This is a genomic window from Streptomyces sp. NPDC090045 (genome assembly GCF_044747975.1).
Classification (GTDB): Bacteria; Actinomycetota; Actinomycetes; order Streptomycetales; family Streptomycetaceae; genus Streptomyces.
In genome coordinates, this window is sequence record NZ_JBIVFA010000002.1 from 365,274 (window position 1) to 388,373 (window position 23,100).

19 protein-coding genes are annotated in these 23,100 nt (G+C 72.0%); 13 read left to right on the forward strand and 6 right to left on the reverse strand.

The genetic code is table 11. The features are described from left to right. Nucleotides 1–71 precede the first annotated feature (71 nt). The 3 genes from ACIPYQ_RS06695 to ACIPYQ_RS06705 all read left to right on the forward strand — a co-directional run bounded on the left by ACIPYQ_RS06695 (nt 72) and on the right by ACIPYQ_RS06705 (nt 5,364). Complete coding sequence (locus tag ACIPYQ_RS06695; protein ID WP_401246810.1) at nt 72–1,700, forward strand: succinic semialdehyde dehydrogenase; 1,629 nt, start codon at nt 72–74, stop codon at nt 1,698–1,700. 9 nt (nt 1,701–1,709) lie between these two features. Next, complete coding sequence (locus ACIPYQ_RS06700) at nt 1,710–3,560, forward strand: GMC oxidoreductase (RefSeq protein WP_401246813.1); 1,851 nt, start codon at nt 1,710–1,712, stop codon at nt 3,558–3,560. Between the two features lie 166 nt (nt 3,561–3,726). Next, nucleotides 3,727–5,364 carry an LPXTG cell wall anchor domain-containing protein gene (locus ACIPYQ_RS06705; RefSeq protein WP_401246816.1) on the forward strand — a complete coding sequence of 546 codons (1,638 nt, stop codon included), beginning with the start codon at nt 3,727–3,729 and terminating at the stop codon, nt 5,362–5,364. 281 nt (nt 5,365–5,645) lie between these two features. Here the strand turns inward: ACIPYQ_RS06705 and ACIPYQ_RS06710 are convergent, their stop codons facing one another. Further along, a complete protein-coding gene (locus tag ACIPYQ_RS06710; protein ID WP_319726447.1) occupies nt 5,646–5,909 on the reverse strand; it encodes a chorismate mutase in 264 nt (87 codons plus the stop codon). A 298-nt stretch (nt 5,910–6,207) separates the two neighbouring features. Between ACIPYQ_RS06710 and guaA the strand changes: the two genes are divergently transcribed. The 4 genes from guaA to ACIPYQ_RS06730 all read left to right on the forward strand — a co-directional run bounded on the left by guaA (nt 6,208) and on the right by ACIPYQ_RS06730 (nt 10,616). Next, nucleotides 6,208–7,800 carry a glutamine-hydrolyzing GMP synthase gene (guaA, locus tag ACIPYQ_RS06715; protein ID WP_361760549.1) on the forward strand — a complete coding sequence of 531 codons (1,593 nt, stop codon included), beginning with the start codon at nt 6,208–6,210 and terminating at the stop codon, nt 7,798–7,800. A gap of 148 nt (nt 7,801–7,948) precedes the next feature. Further along, the gene (locus tag ACIPYQ_RS06720; protein WP_401246821.1) at nt 7,949–8,722 is read left to right on the forward strand and encodes a class II aldolase/adducin family protein; all 774 of its coding nucleotides are present in this window, start codon (nt 7,949–7,951) and stop codon (nt 8,720–8,722) included. Nucleotides 8,723–8,839: 117 nt separating this feature from the next. Next, nucleotides 8,840–10,081, forward strand: a complete 1,242-nt coding sequence (locus tag ACIPYQ_RS06725) for a hypothetical protein (protein WP_401246824.1) — start codon at nt 8,840–8,842, stop codon at nt 10,079–10,081. A gap of 19 nt (nt 10,082–10,100) precedes the next feature. Then, entirely contained in the window at nt 10,101–10,616 is a 516-nt protein-coding gene (locus tag ACIPYQ_RS06730) for a TQO small subunit DoxD (RefSeq protein ID WP_401246827.1), read from the forward strand. Here the strand turns inward: ACIPYQ_RS06730 and ACIPYQ_RS06735 are convergent. Continuing rightward, a complete protein-coding gene (locus tag ACIPYQ_RS06735) occupies nt 10,562–10,786 on the reverse strand; it encodes a hypothetical protein (protein WP_319726437.1) in 225 nt (74 codons plus the stop codon). The genes ACIPYQ_RS06730 and ACIPYQ_RS06735 overlap by 55 nt on opposite strands. After that, complete coding sequence (locus ACIPYQ_RS06740) at nt 10,773–12,077, reverse strand: PspC domain-containing protein (RefSeq protein WP_401246830.1); 1,305 nt, start codon at nt 12,075–12,077, stop codon at nt 10,773–10,775. The genes ACIPYQ_RS06735 and ACIPYQ_RS06740 overlap by 14 nt, the downstream gene beginning before the upstream one ends. 131 nt (nt 12,078–12,208) lie before the next feature. Here ACIPYQ_RS06740 and ACIPYQ_RS06745 point away from each other — a divergent pair, with 131 nt between their 5' ends. The 4 genes from ACIPYQ_RS06745 to ACIPYQ_RS06760 all read left to right on the forward strand — a co-directional run bounded on the left by ACIPYQ_RS06745 (nt 12,209) and on the right by ACIPYQ_RS06760 (nt 16,666). Then, nucleotides 12,209–13,504 (forward strand): PspC domain-containing protein, encoded by a 1,296-nt coding sequence (locus tag ACIPYQ_RS06745; protein ID WP_401246833.1) that lies wholly within the window; start codon nt 12,209–12,211, stop codon nt 13,502–13,504. After that, a complete protein-coding gene (locus tag ACIPYQ_RS06750) occupies nt 13,501–14,190 on the forward strand; it encodes a LuxR C-terminal-related transcriptional regulator (RefSeq protein WP_401246836.1) in 690 nt (229 codons plus the stop codon). The genes ACIPYQ_RS06745 and ACIPYQ_RS06750 overlap by 4 nt, the downstream gene beginning before the upstream one ends. A gap of 90 nt (nt 14,191–14,280) precedes the next feature. Then, a complete protein-coding gene (locus ACIPYQ_RS06755) occupies nt 14,281–15,384 on the forward strand; it encodes an alpha/beta hydrolase-fold protein (protein WP_362234153.1) in 1,104 nt (367 codons plus the stop codon). A 178-nt stretch (nt 15,385–15,562) separates the two neighbouring features. Then, complete coding sequence (locus ACIPYQ_RS06760; protein ID WP_401246839.1) at nt 15,563–16,666, forward strand: NYN domain-containing protein; 1,104 nt, start codon at nt 15,563–15,565, stop codon at nt 16,664–16,666. A 70-nt stretch (nt 16,667–16,736) separates the two neighbouring features. Here ACIPYQ_RS06760 and ACIPYQ_RS06765 read toward each other — a convergent pair whose 3' ends face one another. Together ACIPYQ_RS06765 and ACIPYQ_RS06770 are read right to left on the reverse strand one after the other, a co-directional pair. Beyond that, the gene (locus ACIPYQ_RS06765) at nt 16,737–17,792 is read right to left on the reverse strand and encodes an NlpC/P60 family protein (protein WP_401246842.1); all 1,056 of its coding nucleotides are present in this window, start codon (nt 17,790–17,792) and stop codon (nt 16,737–16,739) included. 121 nt (nt 17,793–17,913) lie between these two features. After that, nucleotides 17,914–18,267: a hypothetical protein gene (locus ACIPYQ_RS06770; RefSeq protein ID WP_401246845.1), complete on the reverse strand. Its 354-nt coding sequence runs from the start codon at nt 18,265–18,267 to the stop codon at nt 17,914–17,916. 150 nt (nt 18,268–18,417) lie between these two features. On the opposite strand from ACIPYQ_RS06770, the gene ACIPYQ_RS06775 reads away from it, so the two are divergent. Next, nucleotides 18,418–18,765 carry a helix-turn-helix domain-containing protein gene (locus tag ACIPYQ_RS06775; protein ID WP_361760523.1) on the forward strand — a complete coding sequence of 116 codons (348 nt, stop codon included), beginning with the start codon at nt 18,418–18,420 and terminating at the stop codon, nt 18,763–18,765. Further along, nucleotides 18,749–21,271, forward strand: coding sequence for a DNA helicase PcrA (gene pcrA / locus ACIPYQ_RS06780; RefSeq protein WP_361760521.1), 2,523 nt, complete (start codon nt 18,749–18,751; stop codon nt 21,269–21,271). Before ACIPYQ_RS06775 ends, pcrA begins: the two co-directional genes overlap by 17 nt. Nucleotides 21,272–21,385: 114 nt before the next feature. On the opposite strand, the gene ACIPYQ_RS06785 is transcribed toward pcrA, so the two are convergent. Continuing rightward, nucleotides 21,386–23,017, reverse strand: coding sequence for a peptidoglycan DD-metalloendopeptidase family protein (locus ACIPYQ_RS06785; RefSeq protein WP_401246848.1), 1,632 nt, complete (start codon nt 23,015–23,017; stop codon nt 21,386–21,388). Nucleotides 23,018–23,100 lie beyond the last annotated feature (83 nt).

The window sequence follows — 23,100 nt, forward strand, 5'->3', positions numbered from 1 at the left end:
ACTGGCGGAAATGGCAAAATCCGGTTACCGGCGGGTACCCAAAGGCTGTCCGGCGCAATACGCTCACCGGCATGACGGATTCGCAGGCCCCGGCCCCCCTCCGCACCGCACCGGCACCCACCAATCCGGTCGCCCCGGCCCCGGCCGGCGCCCGTACCGCCGCCGACGTGGTGACCCCCGATCTGGTCGCCCGGCTGACCCGCGGAGTGCTCGGCTCCGGGCGCACCGCCAACCACACCCCCTTCACCGGGGACCGGCTGGCGGAACTCCCCGAGGCCACCCCCGAGGACGTGGCCGAGGCCTTCGAGCGGGCCCGCGCCGCCCAGCCCGCCTGGGCGGCCGTCCCCGTCGCCAAGCGGGCGGCCGTGCTCCTGCGCTTCCACGACCTGGTCCTGGACCGGCAGGCCGAGGTCCTCGACCTGATCCAGCTGGAGACCGGCAAGGCCCGCCTGCACGCCCACGAGGAGGTCCAGGCGGTCGCCGTCGCCGCCCGGCACTACGGCCGCAAGGCCCCCTCGTACCTGCGCCCCAAGGGCCACACGGGCGCCATGCCCACCCTCACCAAGGTCACCGAGCTGCGCCAGCCGCGCGGGGTCGTCGGCCAGATCGCCCCCTGGAACTACCCCCTGGAGCTGTCGGTCGGCGACGCCCTGCCCGCCTTCGTGGCGGGCAACGCCCTCGTCATGAAGCCCGACACCGAGACCGCCCTCACCGCCCTGTGGGCGCGCGACCTGCTGATCGAGGCCGGGCTCCCCGCCGACGTCTTCCAGATCGTCCTCGGCGAGGGCCCGGTCGTCGGCCCCGAGGTGGTCCGGCACGCCGACTACGTCTCCTTCACCGGCTCCACCCGCACCGGCCGCGAGGTCGCCCGGGGCGCCGCCGACCGGCTCGTCGGGGTCTCCCTCGAACTCGGCGGCAAGAACGCCATGCTCGTCCTGCACGACGCCGACGTGGAGAAGGCCGCCGCGGGCGCCGTCCGCGCCTGCTTCTCCTCCGCGGGCCAGCTGTGCATCTCCATCGAGCGGCTCTACGTCCACGCCTCCGTCGCCGACGCGTTCGTCGAGCGCTTCGCCGCCCGCACCAAGGCCATGCGGCTCGGCAGCTCGCTCGCCTACGGCGCCGACATGGGCTCCCTGGTCGGCGAACGCCAGCTGGAGACCGTACAGCGGCACGTGGACGAGGCCGTCGCCAAGGGCGCCACCCTCGTCGCCGGCGGCACCGCCCGCCCCGACATCGGCCCGCTCTTCTACGAGCCCACCATCCTCGACGGCGTCGAGTCGCCCATGGCAGTGTGCGGCGAGGAGACCTTCGGCCCGGTCGTCTCGATCTACCGCTTCACCGACGAGGACCAGGCCATCGCGGAGGCCAACGCCACCGCGTACGGCCTCAACTCCAGCGTCTGGACCAAGGACGCCCGCCGCGGCCACTCCGTCGCCGCCCGCCTGCGCACCGGCACCGTCAACATCAACGAGGGCTACGCCCCCGCCTACGGCAGCGCCCAGGCGCCCATGGGCGGCATGAAGGACTCCGGCCTCGGCCGCCGCCACGGCTCCGAGGGCATCCTCAAGTACACCGAGGCCCAGACCGTCGCCCACCAGCGGCTGCTCCCGATGGCGCCCTCGCTGGGCATGGACGACGAGAAGTACGCGGCGTTCATGACCCGCAGCCTCAAGATCATGAAGGCCCTCCGACTGCGCTAAGGGGTATCCGTGTCGCACGACGACGCATCCGACGCAACCGGCGCAGTCGACGCATCCGACTCCGCCGACGCGTCCGACGCCGCATACGACTACGACGTCATCGTCATCGGATCGGGCTTCGGCGGCTCGGTCTCGGCCCTGCGCCTGACCGAGAAGGGGTACCGGGTCGGCGTCCTGGAGGCAGGGCGCCGGTTCACCCGCGAAAGCCTGCCGAAGAACAGCTGGGACCTGCGGAACTACCTGTGGGCCCCGGCCCTCGGGCTCTACGGGATCCAGCGGATCCACCTGCTCGGCAACGTCATGGTGCTCGCGGGCGCCGGCGTGGGCGGCGGCTCGCTCAACTACGCCAACACCCTGTACGTGCCGCCCACCGCCTTCTTCGAGGACCGGCAGTGGGCGTCCATCACCGACTGGCGCGCCGAACTCGCCCCCTACTACGACCAGGCCCAGCGGATGCTCGGCGTGCGACTCAACCCGACCATGACCCCCTCCGACGTCCACCTCAAGGCGGCCGCCGAGAAGATGGGCGTGGCGGACTCCTTCCACATGGCCCCGGTCGGCGTCTTCTTCGGCGACGGCGACGACGCCGAGGGCCACGCGAAGGTCCGGCCCGGCGAGGAGGCCCCCGACCCGTACTTCGGCGGCGCCGGCCCCGCCCGCAAGGCCTGCACCGAATGCGGCGAGTGCATGACCGGCTGCCGGCACGGCGCCAAGAACACCCTGAACGAGAACTACCTGCACCTCGCCGAACGTGCCGGCGCCGTCATCCACCCCATGACGACCGTCACCGCCCTCGCCGACCACCCCGAGGGCGGCTACCGCGTCCGCACCGTCCCCACCGACGGCCGCCGCCGGGGCCGGGCCAAGGTGCTGCGCGCCCGCCACGTGGTCGTCGCGGCGGGCACGTACGGCACGCAGACCCTGCTGCACACGATGAAGGACCGCGGGGAGCTCCCGCACCTGTCCGACCGGCTCGGCGAGCTGACCCGGACCAACTCCGAGGGCCTGGTCGGCGCACAGACCGACGACCGCCGCTACCGCAAACGGCAGGGCGCGGGCCCCGGCACGGAGCAACGCGCCGACTTCACCCGGGGCGTGGCGATCACCTCCTCCGTGCACCCCAACGCCGACACCCACATCGAGCCGGTCCGCTACGGCAAGGGCTCCAACGCCATGGGGTTCATGACCGTCCTCCAGGTCCCCCACAGCAGGCACCGCGTCCGCGCCTGGCTGGCCAGGACCGCGAAGCACCCGCTCCAGCTGGCCCGCTCGCTGTCGAACCGGCGCTGGTCGGAACGGACCATCATCGGCCTGGTCATGCAGTCGCTGGACAACTCCCTGACCACGTACCGCAAGCCCGGCGGGATCGGGAAGGGCCTGCTCACCGCCCGCCAGGGCCACGGCGCCCCCAACCCGGTGCAGATCGCGGAGGCCACGCAGGCGGCGACGCTGCTGGCCGAGGAGATCAACGGCTTCCCGGGCAGCAACATCGGCGAGCTGATGGGGACCCCGCTGACCGCGCACTTCCTCGGCGGCTGCCCGATCGGGGCGTCGGCGCAGGAGGGCGTGGTGGACCCGTACCACCGGCTCTACGGGCACCCGGGCATCTCGGTGGTCGACGGTTCGGCGGTCTCCGCGAACCTCGGGGTCAATCCGTCGCTGACGATCACGGCACAAGCGGAGCGGGCGATGTCGTACTGGCCGAACAAGGGCGAGCAGGACCCGCGGCCCGCACAAGGGGCGGCGTACGTACGCCTGGAGGCGGTGGAGCCGGCCCGTCCGGCGGTCCCGAAGGAGGCCTTCGGCGCCCTGCGCTTGCCGTTCCTGGCGGTCCCCGAGATTCCGCCGCGCCGGTCATGACAGCGGCGGGTACCGCGCTCCCCCTCCGAGCGCGGTACCCGCCGCGGTACATAGGTGACAGATGTTCAGCCTTGAAGGTTGTACCGGAATCCGCCGGGCCCGGCTGTGGCGTCGATCACACGGTGAAGTGTGCAACTGCTACTGATCTTCGACAGTCAACGGCTGCATGAGAAAGCGCATCTCCTTGCTGGCTGCCTGTGGCCTCGCGGCCGTGGCGCTGGCCACCCCTCCCGCACACGCAGCGGACCCCGAATTCCGGCTGGCCGGCCCGGCCGAGACGGGCCTGCGCCCCCACCCCGGCGCCGATGCCAAGCCGCAGAAGACCTCGGTCGAGTTCCGGATCTTCAACGACACCGCCAGGACGTTCGACCGCCAGAGCACCTTCACGATCGACCTGACCCCTCTCAAGGGCGTCGCCGACGTCACGCTCGCCGAGCACCAGAGCTCGGACTGCACGCTCACCGCCACCGCCGTGACCTGCAAGCGCTGGGCACTGTGGACGGGCGACTCCACCGTCGTGGACCTGAACCTCAGCGCGGCCAAGGACAGCAAGGCCGGCGCGACCGCGGACCTGACGGTCACCGGCAAGGCCGAGGGCGCCGCCATCAAGGCCGCCACCACCAAGGTGCGGGTCGGCGGCCCCGACCTGGTGATGGAGCCCGCAGCCCTCAAGGCGGAGCAGAAGCCGGGCGACAAGCAGGCCCTGCCGATCGTCTTCGCCAACCGGGGCACGGAGTCCGTCCAGGGCGTGGTGCTCGAAGTGCGCACCACGCACGGCATCGGCCTGGTGGAGCAGTACGGCAACTGCTCCTACTCCGAGGACACGGGCGCGGGCGGGCCGTGGACCACGGTGCAGTGCCTGCTCGAAGGCGAGTACGAGGCGGGCAAGATCTACGGCGTGGACGGCCCGCTGACCCTCAGGGCCGCCCCGCACGCCTTCGCCGACTCGCTCACCTACGCGGTGTACGCGAACGGCGAGCAGCCGAAGGCCGAGAAGCTCCGCAAGCCCGCCGCCGGCAAGCAGCTGACCGCGAAGGCGCGGGCGCCCAAGGCCTCCGCGCAGGCGGATGACCTCGCCCCCTGGAACAACCTCCAGGAGTTCGACTTCGCGACGAAGAACACCGCCGACCTCGTGGTCGCGCCCGTGTCCCTCAAGGGCAAGGCCGGCGAGACGGTGCGGGCCGACTTCGGCTTCCGCAACAACGGCCCGGCGTGGGTGGCCCACCTGCGTTCCGACAAGGACGTCGCCCGCACGGACATCGTCATCCCGGCCGGCGCGAGGGTCACCAAGGTGCCGGACCGCTGCCAGGGGGTCAACGCCGACGGCACCCAGCGCGAGCAGGCCCTGGGCGCGCCGCGCTACTTCTGCTCCACCGGAAACGTGGTGGGGGAGAAGGAGAGGTTCGTCTACCCGTTCGAGCTGAAGATCGAGAAGGTCGTCGAGGACGCCAAGGGCTCCGTCTCGGTCGGCCAGTGGACGCCCGGCGGCACCCAGCCCCAGCGGTGGGACCCGAACCACGCCAACAACAAGGCGGCCTTCGTGATCAACGCGAAGGGCGGCGGCACCACGCCGAGCCCGACGCCCACGGCCTCGGCCACCCCGAGCGCCTCGGCCACCCCGACGGCGAGCGCCTCGCCGACCTCGGGCACCGGTACCGGCACCGGCACGGGCACCAAGGCGAACGGCGGCCTGGCCTCCACCGGCACCTCGGCCGAGGTGATCGCCTTCGGCGGCGCGGCACTGGTGGCCGCCGGCGGCGCCCTGGTCCTGGCGTTCCGGCGCAAGGCGGCCGGGCGGGCGTAGCCCCGTACGCGGGTGACCCCGTACGCGTGAAGACGAAGAACGGCCGGCCCGGGGCGTCCCCAGGGCCGGCCGTCCTCCAAGGGGTGACCGGGCTGCTGTCCCCTGCCGTCCGGTCACGCGAAGGAGCGAGGTCCCACGACGCGCGCTCCACGGGGCGCACGTCTCATCGCTCCGGCGGAGCCACGCGTGGTGATGCGGTCCCGCGGCTGGCTGCCGCGGACAACCTCACCAACGAAGGGCCACGGCGGGCGGTCACGCTCCGGACGGGTGACGAACAGCCGTCACACGCGACCGCGGCACAGCTCCAGCACGGTCATGGCGAGGGCGGTGCCGGGCTTCCCGAGGGCATCGCTCCAATGGGAGAGCACCTCCATCTCGCGGGACAGGTGCACGCGGCGCCCGCCCGATGAGATCCGGGCGTCCTGGATGACCGTGGAGACGGCCATCCGCTCCTGGATCAGGCCGATGATCCGGTCGTCGATGGCGTCGATGCGCATCCGGGAGTCGGCGATCAGCTGCTCGGGGGTGGTGGTGATCGTGGTCATGGTCATCTCTCCTGTCGGGTGGGGCCCGCAGGTCCGGAGGAACGCCAGAGCGCCCCGGTCCTGTCGGACCGGGGCGCTCTGGGAAGTCAGCGGCTCAAGCGAGCATCACGAGGACCCATGGCGACCGGACCGGCCGGTGCCATAGGTAAAGAGGAAGCTCAGCTGCTTGCGCATGGAACGGATTATTACCTTCCGTCGGCCCCGGGGCCAAGCCGATTCGGATGGTGAGACGAAGAGGGCACTGCGTCCCCCGTTAGAATCGACAAAACAGCCACCTCTTCCGCCGGAAGGCCGCCCCGTGCCAGAAGCACCCTCCGCCGCCCACGACAGCGCCCCGGACACGGTTCTCGTCGTCGACTTCGGCGCCCAGTACGCCCAGCTCATCGCCCGCCGCGTCCGCGAGGCACGGGTCTACAGCGAGATCGTGCCGAGCTCGATGCCCGTCGACGAGATGCTGGCCAAGAACCCCAAGGCGATCATCCTCTCCGGCGGTCCGTCCTCCGTGTACGAGGAGGGCGCCCCGCGCCTGGACGACGCCCGCGCCCTCTTCGAGGCCGGCGTCCCCGTCTTCGGCATGTGCTACGGCTTCCAGCTGATGGCGGTCACCCTCGGCGGCCAGGTCGACAACACCGGCGCCCGCGAGTACGGCCGCACCCCGCTGGCCGTCTCCAAGGCCGGCTCCACCCTCTTCGAGGGCACCCCCGAGAACCAGTCGGTGTGGATGTCCCACGGCGACGCCTGCTCCGCCGCCCCCGAGGGCTTCACCGTCACCGCGTCGACGAACGTCGTCCCGGTCGCGGCCTTCGAGAACGACGAGAAGAAGCTGTACGGCGTGCAGTACCACCCCGAGGTGATGCACTCCACGCACGGCCAGCAGATCCTGGAGCACTTCCTCTACCGCGGCGCGGGCCTCGCCCCCACCTGGACCACCGGCAACATCGTCGAGGAGCAGATCGCGGCGATCCGCGAGCAGGTCGGCGACAAGCGCGCCATCTGCGGCCTCTCCGGCGGCGTGGACTCCGCGGTCGCCGCAGCCCTCGTGCAGAAGGCCATCGGCTCGCAGCTGACCTGCGTCTACGTCGACCACGGCCTGATGCGCAAGGGCGAGACCGAGCAGGTCGAGAAGGACTTCGTCGCCGCGACCGGCGTGCAGCTGAAGGTCGTCGACGCGCAGGAACGCTTCCTGAACGCGCTCGCCGGCGTCTCCGACCCGGAGACCAAGCGCAAGATCATCGGCCGCGAGTTCATCCGCGTCTTCGAGCAGGCCCAGCTGGAGATCCTCCAGGAGGACGGCCCCGCGGTCGCCTTCCTCGTCCAGGGCACCCTGTACCCGGACGTCGTCGAGTCCGGCGGCGGCACCGGCACCGCGAACATCAAGTCCCACCACAACGTGGGCGGGCTCCCCGACGACATCGAGTTCGAACTCGTCGAGCCGCTGCGCCAGCTGTTCAAGGACGAGGTCCGGATGGTCGGCCAGGAGCTCGGCCTGCCGGACGAGATCGTCCAGCGCCAGCCCTTCCCGGGCCCCGGCCTCGGCATCCGCATCGTCGGCGAGGTCACCAAGGAGCGCCTGGACCTGCTGCGCGAGGCCGACGCCATCGCCCGCCACGAGCTGACCGCGGCCGGCCTGGACCGCGAGATCTGGCAGTGCCCGGTCGTGCTGCTCGCCGACGTCCGCAGCGTCGGCGTCCAGGGCGACGGCCGCACCTACGGTCACCCGATCGTGCTGCGCCCCGTCTCGTCCGAGGACGCGATGACCGCGGACTGGACGCGCATGCCGTACGAGGTGCTCGCGCGGATCTCCACGCGCATCACCAACGAGGTGCCGGAGGTGAACCGGGTGGTCCTGGACTGCACGAGCAAGCCCCCGGGCACCATCGAGTGGGAGTAGTCCCCGTCAGCGCCTGAAACCGAAGCCGCCGCTCCTTCCCGAGCGGCGGCTTCGTCGTATGTATGGCCACTTCGCGGGGGCGCCGGTACTTTGCGCCGCGACCCGAGGACGACCGTGGGCGAACGCAGACGACCGTAAGGAGGGGACCATGCCGGACCGGCCCGTACCCGTGCCCGTGGAGCGGCTCGGTTTCGAGATGCCGCCCGTGCACGACACCGCCGAGGCGGCGCGCGCCCACCGCAAGGAGCGCCTCGCCGGGGCGCTGCGGCTGCTGGGCCGGCTGGGGTACGGGGACGGGGTGGCCGGGCAGGTCACCGTGCGGGACCCCGAGTTCGAGTACTGCTACTGGGTGAACCCCTTCGGACGGCCCTTCGCCGCGCTCACCGCCGGCGACCTGCTGCTGGTCGACGGGGACGGACGGGTGCTCCGCGGGGAGCGCCGGGTCAACGAGCTGGCCTTCGCCGTGCACGCGGCGGTCCACCGCCGGCGCCCCGAGGTGGTGTCCGTGGTGCGCGCGCAAGCCCCGTACGGCCGTGCCCTCGCGGCCCTGGGCGAGCTGCTGGCCCCGATCACCGAGGAGGCCTGCGCCTTCTACGAGGACCACGCGCTGCTCGACGAGTACGCCGGGGCCGAGGAGCCCGGCCGGATCGCGCTCGCGCTGGGCCCGTACAAGGCGCTGGTCCTGCGCAACCGGGGGCTGCTGACGGTCGGGGACTCGGTGGACGCCGCCCTCTGGTGGTTCCTCGCGGCGGAGCGTGCGGCGCAGGTGCAGCTGATCGCCCGGGCGGCCGGGAAGCCGGTGCCCATCGACCACCGCGCCGCGGTCGCCACCCGCGAGCGCTTCGGGTCCGACCTGGCCGCCTGGGTGAGCTGTCAGCCGCTGCTCCACGAGGGGGACACGCCGGTGGCGTCAACATCATGAACCGTTAATCACCTGCTCTGACATCGTGCGCAATCCGGAGCACTGCCGCAGTGGTGCACAATTCGCTGGCATTGCACCGTAGTTCAGAGAGGCGGCACGTCCGTGGCTGTCCAAGAGATGTCCAGAGGTACCCATACCACGGCCTGCACCTGCGAGGAGTGCGCACGTGAGGGCCACCGCCGTGCCGTCGCCGCCTTCCTGGAGAAGCGCGACGAGTTCGCCTCCGGGCTGGGCGTGCCGGCCGCCGTGGCCCACTCGCTCGGCGCCTCCCGCCAGTGGGTCTCCGACGAACTGACCCTGTCGGCCCGTACGGTCGCCGACCGGGGCCGGGAAGCCGGGAACTCCTGGCTGTACCTGTTCTCGCGGCGGGCCGTCCTCGCCGTGTGGATCGCCGCCGGGGTGCTGCTGCTGGTCCAGGTCGCCGCCGCGCTCGGCACCGGCTGGTCCGCGGCGCGCACCGCCGGGCTGCTGGCCGCCCTGGTGCTGGCCGGGCTGCTCACGGTCGCCGCCCGCGCCCAGTCGGTGCGCGGCGGACTGCTGGCGCCGCTGGTCGGCGAGGACAACCGGCTGTCCACCTCGAAGGCGGTGCCCAGCGCCTGGGTGGTGCTGACGGCGTTCGCCACGCTGCTGCCCGCGCTGCGGCTGGCCGCCTCGGCGCCGGGGCCCGAGCGGCAGGCGCTGTACGCGGGCCTCGCGCTGGACCGGGCGCTGCCGCTGCTGGCGGTGGTCTCGCTGACGTCGGCGGTGGCGGTGCTCGTACGCCGGGTGGTGTCCGTACGGATCATGGGCCAGCGGCTGCAGAAGCTGCCGGCCGACCGGCCGCGCGGAGTGGACCTGCTGACGGACGACGCGGGCCGCGGGAGCTTCCCGGACGCGCAGTACGTGCTCGTCTCGACGGCGGTGCTGGCCTACGCGGCTGCGTCGCTGGCCCGCTTCCCGGACCGGCTGCCGCAGCTGCCCTGGGCGCTGGCCCTGCTGGTGGCGCTGTCGGCCGCGGTGTACCTGGCGGCGAAGTACGCGGAGGGCACCCGCCCGATCGTGCTGTCGGTGGTGCGCAGACGGGAACCCGGGGATCTGGACGCGGCCGTTCGCCCCGGGGACGACATCGAGATCCGGGGCGTGGGCTTCGTGCCGCCCGGGGCGCAGACGCCGGAGATGCTGGCCCGGTTGGTGGTGCGGATCGGGGCGGTCCACGTGCACGTCCCGCTGGTCCCGGTGCCGGGCGGGTTCACCAACCCCTCCGACGCCGTGCTGACGGTGCCGGTCCCGGCGGAAGTGGAACCCGGGCGCATCGACATCCAGGTGGTCACGGCCGCAGGAGTGGAATCCAACCGCTGCACCATCGACGTCGCCGAGTGATCGGGGTAGACATGTTTCCGTGACCCGAACCGATGTTCTTGAAGCCGAAGCCCCTCGTGCCGCGGCGGGACTGCGCGAGCTGGCATCCCGGTACGCACTGCTGCCCCTGCGGATCTTCCTGGGCGTGACCTTCGTCTACGCGGGGCTGGACAAACTGACCGACTCCGCGTTCCTCTCCGCCAGCGGTGACGGATCCATCGGCGACATGATGCGCGGGGTGCGCGACACCTCCGCGATCCCCGCCCTGGTGGACCTGTCGCTGAACTCCCCCGTCGGCTTCGCCGTCGCCCTGGCCATCGGGGAGATCCTCGTGGGCCTCGGGACCCTGGCCGGTCTGCTGACCCGGGTAGCGGCCGTCGGCGGAGCGCTGATCGCGCTCAGCCTGTGGCTCACGGTGTCGTGGGCGGTGACCCCGTACTACTACGGCAACGACCTCGTCTACCTGATGGCGTGGACCCCGCTGATCCTCGCCGGGGCGCCCTACCTGTCGCTGGACTCCGTGATCCGGTCGCGCCTGTCCCGGCGTACGGCGTAGGTCACCATCCCGACCAGGGCGGCGAAGGACAGGCCGCCCAAAGTCATCGGGATGACGAGGAACCACGGCAGGTCGGCCTCGCCGGCCGCGTCGAGCAGGTACAGCACGCCCGCCGCGATGAGGACCAGCCCCGCGAGGAGCCGTCCCGGCTGGAACTCATGACGCCGCACGGGCCACCTCCACCTGTCCCACACCCGTGTTCAGGTGCAGCTCGATCGTTCCGCCGGCCTCGGTGCCGGCGGCGGGCGCCAGCGTCGCCCGCTGGTGTTCGCCGCCGCTGCGGATCCGGACGTCCCGGCTCGTCTCCCCGGGCATGTGGATGTCGCCCAGCCGGACCGTGACGTCGGCCTCGGCCGTCACCTCCCGCGGCAGGATCACCCTGAGCTGCCCCGCGTCGAGGGAGGCGCGGACCGGGACGGTGGCGCCCTTCGGCACGTCCAGACGGCTCAGGTCCAGGACGGCGAGCCCGGTGCCCGCCTCGTACGAGGGCCGTACGTCGGCCACCGCGGCGGGCCGCCATTCGGTCCGCCGCCAATCGGTGCCGATCTCGGAGGGCAGCGCCGAGGCCACCGCGAGGAGGCCCGCCGTGATCACCGCGAGCAGGACGGTGCCGAAGCCGGTGCGGCCCTTGAACGAGCTGACCGCGAGACCCAGGCCGAAGACGGCCAGCGCACCGGCGAGCCCGACCTGCAGGGCGTGGCCGAGGGTGCTGCCCTCCCACACCGAGGCGGTGGAGACGGTCCCGGCGAGCAGGGCCAGGACGAACACCCGGCCGCCGATCCCGCCGCGCGGGCGGGGCGCCGCCGGGGCCGCCGCGGGGGCCGCCGCGGCGACCGGGCCCGGTGCGCCGGCGGCGACGGCGTCGTCGTCCGGGCCCCACAGGTAGCCGGTCGACCCGACGGGGCCGGTGGTGCCGTCCTTGACCAGCGGGTCCCGCCACCACGACGGACCGCCGGGCGTCGGCGGGGCCTGGGTCTCGGGAGTCGGCGGGCGGTGGCCGGCCGCGTCCTCCGCCTTCGGCGGGAAGGTGTGCCGGTGCCGCTGAGACCAGTACGCCGCCCCGCCCAGGGCGAGGGCGGCCAGGACCGAGAAGACCGCCAGCCCGCCGTTGTCCAGCATCGACAGGAACAGCGCGCAGCCCACCAGCGCCGCGAACACCGCCGCCAGCGTGGCCCCCTCGACCCGGCCCGTCAGCAGCTTCTTCGCCTCGCTGTCGTCCTCGCCCTCCTGCGGGAGCAGCAGCCACGCGAAGCCGTAGAAGATCAGACCGACGCCGCCGGTGACCGCGAGGACACCGAGGACGATGCGGAAGACCACCGGGTCCAGGTCGAAGTACCGGCCCAGGCCGCCGCACACGCCCGCGAGGACCTTGTCGCGCTTGCTGCGGCGCAGGGGCGGCCGGGCGCCGGCGGCCGGGGGACCCCCGGGCTCCGCCGTCGGGGGTTCGTGTACTTCGGTCATGGGTCCATGGTGACGGGCCGCCGCGGCGCGCGGCATCGGGCCCTACCCTGGCGCAACCCTGATATCCCCCGTACAGAACTGGGGGGATGCCCTGATGCCGGGCCGTAGCCGCCCGTGTGACCCTTGGTGGCATGCCCGTAGCCGCCGCTCCCCGTACCCCGCACGCACCGGACGCCGACGATCCGCCGCAGCGCAAGCTCTACCGCAGCGCGGACGGCCGGATGCTCGGCGGCGTCGCGCGCGGTCTCGCGGGGCACCTCGGGCTGCCCGTGATCTGGGTCCGGCTGGCGTTCCTGGGCCTGTTCATGTGGGGCGACGGGCTGGGCGTCCTGCTGTACGCCGCGTTCTGGGTCTTCGTACCGCTCGGCGTCGGCGGCCGCAGCGGGCACCGCTCCTTCTTCGAGACCCTCCCCGACGGCAGCCGCCGCCTGCGCAAGCCCGACCGCGGGCAGATCACCGCACTGATCGCCCTCTCCGTCGGCGCGGGCATCTTCATCTCGAAGGTCCAGGTCGGCGGCGCCTCCGGCCGGTACGTGTGGCCGACGCTGCTGGTCGGGGCCGGTGTGGTCCTCGTATGGCGGCAGGCCGACAACGCCCGCCGCGCCCACTGGACCACGGCCGCCGGACGGCACGGGCGGCTGTTCCAGGTCGCCCGGGCCCTCGCCGGGGTCGCCCTCGTCGGCGTGGGCCTGACCGTCTTCATCGTCGTACGGGGCTCCGCCGCCCAGCTCGGCAACGTCCTCACCGCCACCCTCGCCGTCCTCGTCGGCGTCGCCCTGCTCGCCGGACCCTGGCTGATCCGGATGACCCAGGACCTGTCCGAGGAACGCCTGATGCGCATCCGTGCCCAGGAGCGCGCCGAGGTCGCCGCCCACGTGCACGATTCGGTGCTGCACACCCTCACCCTGATCCAGCGCAACGCGGAGGACGCCGGAGAGGTGCGCCGGCTCGCGCGGGCGCAGGAACGGGAGCTGCGGAACTGGCTCTACAAGCCCGAGGGCACCGGCAAGGAGGAGGCGGAGGAGCCCGCCACCCTGGGGGAGGCCGTGAAGAAGACCGCCGCCGAGGTGGAGGACCACCACGGCGTCCCCATCGAGGTCGTCGTCGTCGGCGACTGCCCGCTCGACGAGAGGCTGGCGGCGCAGGTCCAGGCCGCGCGCGAGGCGATGGTCAACGCCGCCAAGTACGGTGGCGAGGGCGGCCCCGTGCAGGTGTACGCGGAGGTGGAGGGGCAGACGGTCTTCGTGTCCGTACGGGACCGGGGACCGGGCTTCGACATCGACGCGGTACCGGACGACCGCATGGGCGTACGAGAATCGATCATCGGCCGGATGCAGCGCAACGGGGGGACCGCACGGCTGCGGTCCGCGCCCGACGGCGGCACGGAAGTCGAGCTGGAGATGGAGAGGGCGGCGAACGCAGGATGACCGAGGACAGCGCTGTGACGGAGACCAGGAGGGTCCGGGTGGTCCTCGTGGACGACCACCGGATGTTCCGCACCGGAGTGCAGGCCGAGATCGGCGAGACCGCGCGGACCGGGGTCGAGGTCGTCGGCGAGGCCGCCGACGTCGACCAGGCCGTCACCGTCATCACCGCCACCCGGCCCGAGGTGGTCCTGCTCGACGTGCACCTGCCCGGCGGCGGCGGGGTCGAGGTGCTGCGGCGCTGCGCCCCGCTGATGGCGGCCGCCGAGAACACGGTGCGGTTCCTGGCGCTGTCGGTCTCCGACGCGGCCGAGGACGTCATCGGCGTGATCCGCGGCGGTGCGCGCGGCTACGTCACCAAGACCATCACCGGCACCGACCTGGTGGACTCGATCTTCCGCGTGCAGGACGGAGACGCGGTGTTCTCGCCGCGGCTGGCGGGCTTCGTGCTCGACGCCTTCGCCTCGACGGACGCACCGCCGGTGGACGAGGACCTGGACCGGCTGACCCAGCGCGAGCGCGAGGTGCTGCGGCTGATCGCGCGCGGGTACGCGTACAAGGAGATCGCCAAGCAGCTCTTCATCTCGGTGAAGACGGTGGAATCGCACGTCTCGGCCGTGCTCCGCAAGCTCCAGCTCTCCAACCGCCACGAACTGACCCGCTGGGCGACGGCCCGCCGGCTGGTGTGACGACCGGCCCGCCCTGACCTGCGGGTGTGACCCACGCCGCAGGTCGGACGGGCAACCGGGGCAGGTCGCGCCGCCCTCTACGGTGGCGTGATGAGCTTGACGGGGACACCCTTCTTCGTGACGGTGATCGCGCTGACCGCGATCGCCGTCGTCCTGCCGCTGGCCGTGTGGAGCAAGGTGCGCGGCCCTGCCGTCGTACGCACCGCCGTACGGGCGCTGATGGTGGTGTTCGCGCAGGTCACCGCTGTCGCGGTGGTGTTCGTCGCCGTCAACAGGGCCGAGCACTTCTACGCGTCCTGGGGAGACCTCTTCGGCACCGGCAAGTACGTCACCGCCGCCCCCGACCTCGGCCCGGACGGGCTCGGCGGGAAGAAGATCGAAGAGGCCCCGAAGGTCAAACAGCAGTTCCAGCCGGTCGAGGGCCTCGGCGGCCGGGTCCAGAAGACCGAGCTCGACGGCAAGATATCCGGGGTCAAGGGCGACGTCATGGTGTGGCTGCCGCCGCAGTACGACGACCCGGCCTACAAGGACAAGAAGTTCCCGGTGGTCGAGCTGATCCCGGGCATACCGGGGACGGGGAAGTCCTGGTTCCAGGGGCTCAAGGCGCACGAGGTGCTGGAGCCGCTGATGAAGAGCGGCAAGGTGCAGCCGTTCATCCTGGTCTCGCCGCGCGCCATGCTGGTCGGCAACGGCGACACCGGCTGCGCGAACATCCCGGGCAAGGTCAACGCGGACAGCTGGTTCAGCGTCGACGTCCGCAAGATGGTCGTCGACAACTTCCGGGCCTCTGAGGAGGCCCGCACGTGGGGCGTGGCCGGGTACTCGGCCGGCGCCTACTGCGCCGCCAAGCTGGCGATCCTGCACCCCGACCGCTACAGCGCGGCCGTCTCCCTGTCCGGCTACAACGACCCGGGGCAGGAGCCCTCCTCGCTGGTCGCCCAGGACCCGCAGCTGCGGGTCTCGCACAACCTGAAGAACCTGCTCAAGGCCACGCCCGCGCCGCCGGCGGTCTCGCTGTGGATGTCGGGGGCCGAGCACGACGGCTACCTGTCCGGGATGGACCTGAAGGGTCTCGCCCAGAAGCCGACGGCCGTGCACGCGGAAAAGGTGGTCGGCGGCCACAACCTCGAATCATGGTCCAAGCAACTGCCGCAGACCTTTGGCTGGCTGAGCACGATCGTCAAGGCGCCGTAGCCGACCAGGCCTCCGTCGGCCCCGGGCTCCTGCCGGCAGGGCTTCCGCCGGCCAGGCGTCTGCCGATCGGCGGATGCGCCCGCCGAGCGGCCGTCGATCTCTGCCGGACGGCCGATGTGCCCGGCACCCGCAGGCCGGGAGTCTGACCCCAGGACGAAATCCAAGGGGGATCGGGCTCATGGCACACGCGGTGGAGAACAGGGCAGAGCAGGGCGTGGCGGAGGCGACGGTGCGCCGCCGGTGGTGGTCGGGATGGCCGCACTGGGCCCCGTACGCGGCGGCCGCGTGGTCCCTCGCCTACGGACTGGCCGGGCTGTACTGGGCCCTGGGCGGCGCCGGATACCCGTTCGGGCCGGTCCCCGAGGACCGATCGACCGGATCCGTCCTCGAACCGAGCCCGGCTGCCGTCGTGAGCCCGGTCATCGCGCTCCTCGGCCTCGCGGGAGCGGTCTGCGGGGTGCTCATGGCGCGCCGGCCGGCGAGCGGCCGGGCCGTCCGGCGGTTCCTGCTCGGCTTCGGCTGGGCGCAGGCCCTCGCGCTCACCGTGGTCCTGCAGGACTACACGCTGATCGCCGTGGTCGCCTTCGCGCCGCTCCTCGTGGTGTTCGCCTTCACGGGGGTGCCCGGCCCGCAGGGCGGGGTCGACGAGATCCTCTACTGGCACCGGGACAATCTGCTCGTCCTGTTCGTGGGCGGCGTGCTCTGGACCCTGGCCGTGCTGGCGTACCAGCGGCGCACCCACGGACTGTGCGCGCACTGCGGGCGCGGCGGAAGGGCCGCGGCCTGGACCGCGCCGGAGTCGGCGGCCCGCTGGGGGCGCAAGGCCGTGCTGATCGCCGTACTGTCGAGCATTCCGTACGACGTGACCCGGGTGGCCTGGTTCTTCGGCTACCCGCTGGGCATCACCGACGCGTTCCTCGAGGACATGCAGGACACCCCGGGCATGCTCGGGATCGGGCTGGGCCTCGCGATCGCGTCGACCGCCGGCGGCGTACTGACCCACGGGCTGGTCGCGCGCTGGGGCGAGGTCTGGCCGCGGTGGGTGCCGTTCAAGGCGGGCAAGCCGGTCGCGCTCGCCACCGCGATCGTCCCGGCCCTGCTCGTGGCGGTGGTGCTCATCCCCGGCGGCCTCCAGATGATCCGGAGCGGGAACCAGCCCTTCGGCTGGGGGACCAACTATCCGGCGATGCTCTGGGTGGTGTGGGGAGCCGCACTGGGCGCCGCCACCCTCGGCTACTACCTCCGCCGGCGCGGGACCTGCGGGCACTGCGCCCGCGGATGATCGGGCACGTGCGTGTGAACGTCCCCGTCCCCGTCCGTGTCCCGTCCCGTTTCGTTTCGTCCCGCAGGGCCTACGCCGGGCGGGAGGCGCCGGCCCAGGGCATGGAGTCGACCGGTGCCAGCCGGACCGTCGATCCGGGGCGCGGGGCGTGGATCATCTGGCCGTTGCCGATGTAGAGGCCGACGTGGGTCACCCCGGAGTAGAAGAACACCAGGTCTCCGGGGGCCAGCTGGTCGCGGGGCACGCGCCGGCCGGCGTTGATCTGGGTGTAGGTGGTGCGGGGCAGCGAGACCCCGGCCGAGCGCCAGGCCGCCTGGGTCAGGCCCGAGCAGTCGAAGGATCCCGGGCCGGTCGCTCCCCAGACGTACGGCTTCCCGATCGCGGTGTACGCGAAGGCCACGGCGCGGGCCGCGCGGGAGCCGTCGGAAGGCGGCGGCGGGGTGCTGCTCTTCGGGGCGGAGGGCGAGGCGGCGGGCGAGGCGGCGGGCGTCTCGGCCTCGTAGGCGGCGCGCTCCTCGGCGGTCAGCTTGGCCAGCAGGCGCTTGGCGGCGGTGAGCTTGTCCTCGATCACGGCCTTGTGCGCGGCGAGTTCGTCCTGCTTGGAGCGGAGGTCGGCGAGCTGTCCGGCGGCCCGGTCCCGGAGCTTGCCGACCTCGTCGAGCCGGCGGCGCACGGTGGTGATCCCGGCGGCGTTGCGGTCCCCGGCGCGGGTGATGAAGGAGGACTGGGAGAGGTACTCCTGCGGGTCGGACGCCAGCGCGAGCTGCACGGCGGTGCCCAGGGACCCGCTGCGGTACTGGGAGGCGGCGAGCGTGCCGAGTGCGCTGCGGGCGCTGTTGAGCTGGTCGGTCTTGCGGGCGGTCTCCTCGCGCAGGCCGGTCAGCGCGCGCTCGGCCTCGTCGGCCTTCTCCTTCGCCCCGTTGTACTGCTCGGTCGCCGCCTCGGCCTCCTCGTAGAGCCGGTCCACCTCCGACTTGACCTGGGAGGGGGTGGGCCGGGGATCGGCCTGGGAGGTGCCTTCGAAGGCGGTGGCGGTGGCAGCGCCCGCGAGGGCGAGGGTGGCGGCGGTCGTCCGTGCCGTGCCGCCGGAGAGCGGGCGCTGCCTGGGCTTTCGATGACTGGCCACGGGGGCCTCACGTCCTTCCCCTGTCGCTGACGCTGGGTCTTGGGGGAGGACGCTAAACCTGAAAGTAACGGGCCGATGTCGAGTTGATCCGAACTGATCGGATGTGGCGGATCGGTATCCGTCAGTGCCAGAGGACGGCGATAAAGATATTGATCACGGTCAGTCCGCCGACCGCGCCGAACAGCGCCTTGTCGACCGTCTCCTCGTCGCGCTTGACGTAGACGAGGGCGAGGATCACGAAGAGGATCGCGAGCTTCACGCCGACCTTGACGTTGTTGACCGGCGTTCCGTCCATCTGGTTGAAGCCGACCAGCAGCACGCCCGTGACGAGCATGGTGAGCGCGCCGTGCAGCATGGCCGGCGTGAAGCGGGCGGTGCCCGCGCTCATCGCCTTCATCTGGATCAGGAAACCGCCGAGCAGCGAGGCGATGCCGATGATGTGCAGGCCGACGAAGACATTGATGAGTACGTCCATGCGGACGAGCGTACGGGGCGGGATCTTCGAACAATCGGGCGAGGTCCGGGGTCCGGGGTCCGGGGTCCGGGGGCCAAGGTCCGGGGGCCAAGGCCTGCAGTGCGAGGTCTGCCGTCCGAGGTCCGTACGAGATCTGCGTACAGTTGGGGCATGGCTGCCGCTGCTGACCTGACCCACCCCGCCGCCGACCGCATCGAGCTGGTCGAGGTGCTGGCCGCGCTCGGGCATCCCGTCCGGCTGGAGATCGTCCGCAAGCTGGCCACCGGCGAGGAGGCGTTCTGCGGGGAGGTCGTCCCGGACCTGCCCAGGTCGAGCGTCACGCACCACCTCAAGACGCTGCGCGAGAGCGGAGTGATCTGCCAGCGCCCCCACGGCCGCAAGCTCTACCTCGCGCTGCGCCGCGACGATCTGGACGAGTGCTTCCCCGGTCTGCTGGAACTCGTCCTGGCCTGTCGGTCCCGCCCCCTAGACTCGGAATGCGATGAGCAGCCTCTTTGACGACAGTTTCCTGGCGGACCTCTCCCCCTCCGACGAGGTCCCGCCGCCGCCCGAGGATCACGGCGCCCCGGAACCGGGCGCGGACGATCTCTTCGGGGGGCGGTTCGACGTGCCCATGAGCGGGGACGCGTACTACCGGGACGGCGCCCCCAGGCCCGTCATCGACCCGGCGACGCTCCTGGACGGGCTCAACGAGGAGCAGCGCGCCGCCGTGGTGCACGCGGGCTCCCCGCTGCTCATCGTGGCCGGAGCCGGCTCCGGCAAGACCCGGGTGCTGACCCACCGCATCGGACACCTGCTGTCCGCGCGGAACGTCCACCCCGGCCAGATCCTGGCGATCACCTTCACCAACAAGGCCGCCGGCGAGATGAAGGAGCGCGTCGAGGGCCTGGTCGGCCCGCGCGCCAACGCCATGTGGGTCTCCACCTTCCACAGCGCGTGCGTGCGCATCCTGCGCCGCGAGTCCAAGCGGCTCGGCTTCACCTCCTCGTTCTCGATCTACGACGCGGCCGACTCGAAGCGCCTGATGGCGCTCGTCTGCCGCGATCTCGACCTGGACCCGAAGAAGTTCCCGCCGAAGTCCTTCAACGCCAAGATCTCGAACCTGAAGAACGAGCTCATCGACGAGGAGGCCTTCGCCGACCAGGCCGTCGACGGCTTCGAGAAGACCCTCGCCCAGGCGTACGCGATGTACCAGGGGCGGCTGCGCGAGGCGAACGCACTCGACTTCGACGACATCATCATGACCACCGTCCACCTGCTCCAGGCGTTCCCGGACGTCGCCGAGCACTACCGGCGCCGCTTCCGGCACGTCCTGGTGGACGAGTACCAGGACACCAACCACGCCCAGTACACGCTGGTGCGCGAGCTGGTCGGCACCGGCTACCCGGACCTGCCGCCGGCCGAGCTGTGCGTGGTGGGTGACGCCGACCAGTCGATCTACGCCTTCCGCGGCGCGACCATCCGCAACATCCTCCAGTTCGAAGAGGACTACAAGGACGCGACGACGATCCTGCTGGAGCAGAACTACCGCTCCACGCAGACGATCCTCTCCGCCGCCAACGCCGTCATCGAGCGCAACGAGAACCGCCGCGCCAAGAACCTGTGGACCGAGGCCGGCACGGGCGCGGTCATCACCGGCTACGTCGCGGACACCGAGCACGACGAGGCGCAGTTCGTCGCCGACGAGATCGACCGGCTCACCGACGCCGGCGACGCCAAGGCGGGCGACGTCGCGATCTTCTACCGGACCAACGCGCAGTCGCGCGTGTTCGAGGAGATCTTCATCCGGGTCGGACTGCCCTACAAGGTCGTCGGCGGCGTCCGCTTCTACGAGCGCAAGGAGGTCCGCGACGTCCTCGCGTACCTGCGCGTCCTGGCGAACCCGGAGGACAACGTTCCGCTGCGGCGCATCCTGAACGTCCCCAAGCGCGGCATCGGCGAGCGCGCCGAGGCGATGATCGACGCCCTCGCGATGCGCGAGAAGATCACCTTCCCGCAGGCGCTGCGGCGCGTGGACGAGGCCTTCGGCATGGCCGCCCGCTCGACCAACGCGGTGAAGCGGTTCAACGTGCTGATGGAGGAGCTCCGCACGATCGTCGACTCGGGCGCGGGCCCGGCGGTGGTCCTGGAGGCGGTCCTGGAGCGGACCGGCTACCTCGCCGAACTGCAGGCGTCGACCGACCCGCAGGACGAGACGCGGATCGAGAACCTGCAGGAGCTGGCGGCGGTGGCGCTGGAGTTCGAGCAGGCGCGGGAGGCCGCGGCGGCCGAGGCCGCCGAGACCGGAGCCCCGGCTCCCGGTTCCGGCACCCTGGCCGAGTTCCTGGAACAGGTCGCGCTCGTCGCCGACTCCGACCAGATCCCCGACGAGGACACCGAGGGCACGGGCGTCATCACGCTGATGACCCTGCACACCGCCAAGGGCCTCGAATTCCCGGTGGTCTTCCTGACCGGCATGGAGGACGGGGTCTTCCCGCACATGCGTGCGCTGGGCCAGACCAAGGAGCTGGAGGAGGAGCGCCGCCTCGCCTACGTCGGCATCACGCGGGCCCGCGAGCGGCTCTACCTCACCCGGTCGAGCATGCGCAGTGCCTGGGGCACGCCCTCGTACAACCCGCCGTCGCGGTTCCTCGAGGAGATCCCGGCCGAGTACCTCCAGTGGAAGCGGACGGGCGCCACGCAGAAGCCGGCCGGACCGATGCGGAGCTCCGGCTACGGGTCCTCGTCCTCCGGCTCGGGGAAGGCGACCTTCGGCACCTCGCCCGAGGCGTTCCTGTCCTCGTCGCGTACGAAGTCGGGCCCGTCCGGGTTCGCGACGCGGCGGGCCGCGGACAAGCCGGTCATCGCCCTGGTGGTCGGGGACCGTGTCACGCACGACCAGTTCGGGCTCGGCACCGTCATGGAGGTCAAGGGCGCGGGCGCGGACGCGCAGGCCACCATCGACTTCGGGGACGACAAGCCCAAGCGGCTGCTGCTGCGTTACGCGCCGGTGCAGAAGCTCTAGCGGCGCGGGCCGGGCCCGGCGGAGGTGGTCGGGCTCGGCGGAGGGGTCGACCTCGACGGCGGCGGGGGCTCGACGGGGTCGGGCTCGGCCGTCCGGCCGGGCCCCGTCAGCTGGTTACGTCGGGTCCAGGCCGTGCATGCGGAGCCACGCCAGCGGGTCGATCGCGGAACCGCCACCGGGACGGACCTCGAAGTGGAGGTGCGGGCCGGTGGAGTTGCCGGAGTTGCCGGAGTAGGCGATGACGTCGCCCGCCTTGACCTTGCCGCCGCGGATCTTGGTGGAACTGAGGTGGCAGTACCAGGTCTCGGTGCCGTCGGGCGCGGTCACTATGGCCATGTTCCCGTAGGCGCTGTTGTACTGCGTGCGCACGGTGCCGTCGGTGGCGGCCATGACCGGGGTTCCGTAGGAGACCGGGAAGTCGATGCCGGTGTGCACCGACATCCACATGCCGCCGGCCTGCCCGAAGTTGGCGCTGAGGCCCTGCTGCGTCACGGGGATGGCGAACTTGGGGCGGGCGGCCTCCTTGGCCGCGGCCTCCTCCGCCTTCTTCTTCTTTTCCTCTTCCTGGCGTTCGCGCAGGTCGATGCGCTCCTGCGTGCGGCTCGCGCGGTCCGCGAAATCGCCCGCGTCGGCGCTGAGCGCGACCAGTTGGGTGTCGAGCTTGGTGTTCGCCGCGACCGGCTTCACCGAGGCCGGGTCCGGCGCGGCCATCGTGGTGGTGTCCTGGGCGGGCTTGTCCGTGTCGGTGAGCCCGCCGACGGAGGCGGCCGCCACACCCGCGACGCCCATCACGCAGGCGGAGGGCACGGCCACGGTCAGCAGGGCGGAACGCTTCGCCGGGGTGCGGCGACGGCTGCTGCCCGCCTTGGGGCTGCCCGCCTTGACGTTGCCCTTGCCGGCGGTCCGGCGCGCGGCGCGCGGAGCGGCGGTCACGGGCATGGCCTGCGTGGGAAGGTCGTGGACCTCGTGCGCGGAGTGGAGTTCGTGGACCTCGGGCAGCTCGTGGACCTCGGTCGCCGGGGACTCATCCGGAGTCTCGGGGCTCGCGTCGGAGAGCACCTCGAAGACGGCGGTCTCGCTGTACGTGGTCTCGCCGTACGAGGTGTCGCTGTACGTGGTCTCGCTGTACGTGGTCTCGCTGTACGTGGTGTCGGAGTACGTCTCGGCGTACGCGTCGGTTCCGGCCTGCATCCCGGCGTCGTAACCGACGGAGGTCGTCCCGTACGCGTACTGCTGCTGCTCCGGCTGCTGCTGCTGCTCCTGCTGCTGCGCGGGCTGGTACTCGTACTCGTATCCGTACGCGGCCTCGGGCTGGGCCGGGGTCTCGGCGACGGTGTTCCAGGCGGTGGCGTCGTAGGCGCCGGTCTCGGTACCGGTGGTGCCGTAGCCCGGCATCGCCCAGTGCCCGGTCTGCTCGCCGGAGGCGTCGTAGCCGAAGGAGGCCGGCTGGTGCGCGGTGTAGCCGGAGTAGTCCGCGGCCGGCGTGTTCCAGGCGCTCGCGTCCCAGGTCCCGGAGGCGTCCTCGGGTACGGCCTGGGTCGGGATCGTGGACAGGTAGGGGTCCTGAGAGGTCCACGCGGTGGTGTCGTACGCGCCGGTCTCGTAGGAGCCGTAGGCAGCGTAGTTGACCCCCTGGCCCTGCGTTTCATAGGAAACGTAGGTCGAGTCACCAGCGAAAGTGGTGGTGGTAAGGCCGTCATACCCGGGATCCGGGTACTGGCCCGACGAGGGGCGGTCGTTCACCAACTTCTCTTTCGCCTCGGCAGTGGGGCCTGGGTGGCCGGGAACTCGTGGTTCACCGGAGGAGAGCAGTGGCGTGACTGTACCCG

Coding starts and splice junctions, on each gene's coding strand:
- ACIPYQ_RS06695 (WP_401246810.1), top strand. CDS start 72: ATGACGGATTCGCAGGCCCCGGCCCCCCTCCGCACCGCACCGGCACCC.
- ACIPYQ_RS06705 (WP_401246816.1), top strand. CDS start 3,727: ATGAGAAAGCGCATCTCCTTGCTGGCTGCCTGTGGCCTCGCGGCCGTG.
- ACIPYQ_RS06710 (WP_319726447.1), bottom strand. CDS start 5,909: ATGACCACGATCACCACCACCCCCGAGCAGCTGATCGCCGACTCCCGG.
- ACIPYQ_RS06720 (WP_401246821.1), top strand. CDS start 7,949: ATGCCGGACCGGCCCGTACCCGTGCCCGTGGAGCGGCTCGGTTTCGAG.
- ACIPYQ_RS06725 (WP_401246824.1), top strand. CDS start 8,840: ATGTCCAGAGGTACCCATACCACGGCCTGCACCTGCGAGGAGTGCGCA.
- ACIPYQ_RS06740 (WP_401246830.1), bottom strand. CDS start 12,077: ATGACCGAAGTACACGAACCCCCGACGGCGGAGCCCGGGGGTCCCCCG.
- ACIPYQ_RS06745 (WP_401246833.1), top strand. CDS start 12,209: ATGCCCGTAGCCGCCGCTCCCCGTACCCCGCACGCACCGGACGCCGAC.
- ACIPYQ_RS06750 (WP_401246836.1), top strand. CDS start 13,501: ATGACCGAGGACAGCGCTGTGACGGAGACCAGGAGGGTCCGGGTGGTC.
- ACIPYQ_RS06755 (WP_362234153.1), top strand. CDS start 14,281: ATGAGCTTGACGGGGACACCCTTCTTCGTGACGGTGATCGCGCTGACC.
- ACIPYQ_RS06760 (WP_401246839.1), top strand. CDS start 15,563: ATGGCACACGCGGTGGAGAACAGGGCAGAGCAGGGCGTGGCGGAGGCG.
- ACIPYQ_RS06770 (WP_401246845.1), bottom strand. CDS start 18,267: ATGGACGTACTCATCAATGTCTTCGTCGGCCTGCACATCATCGGCATC.
- ACIPYQ_RS06775 (WP_361760523.1), top strand. CDS start 18,418: ATGGCTGCCGCTGCTGACCTGACCCACCCCGCCGCCGACCGCATCGAG.
- pcrA (WP_361760521.1), top strand. CDS start 18,749: ATGAGCAGCCTCTTTGACGACAGTTTCCTGGCGGACCTCTCCCCCTCC.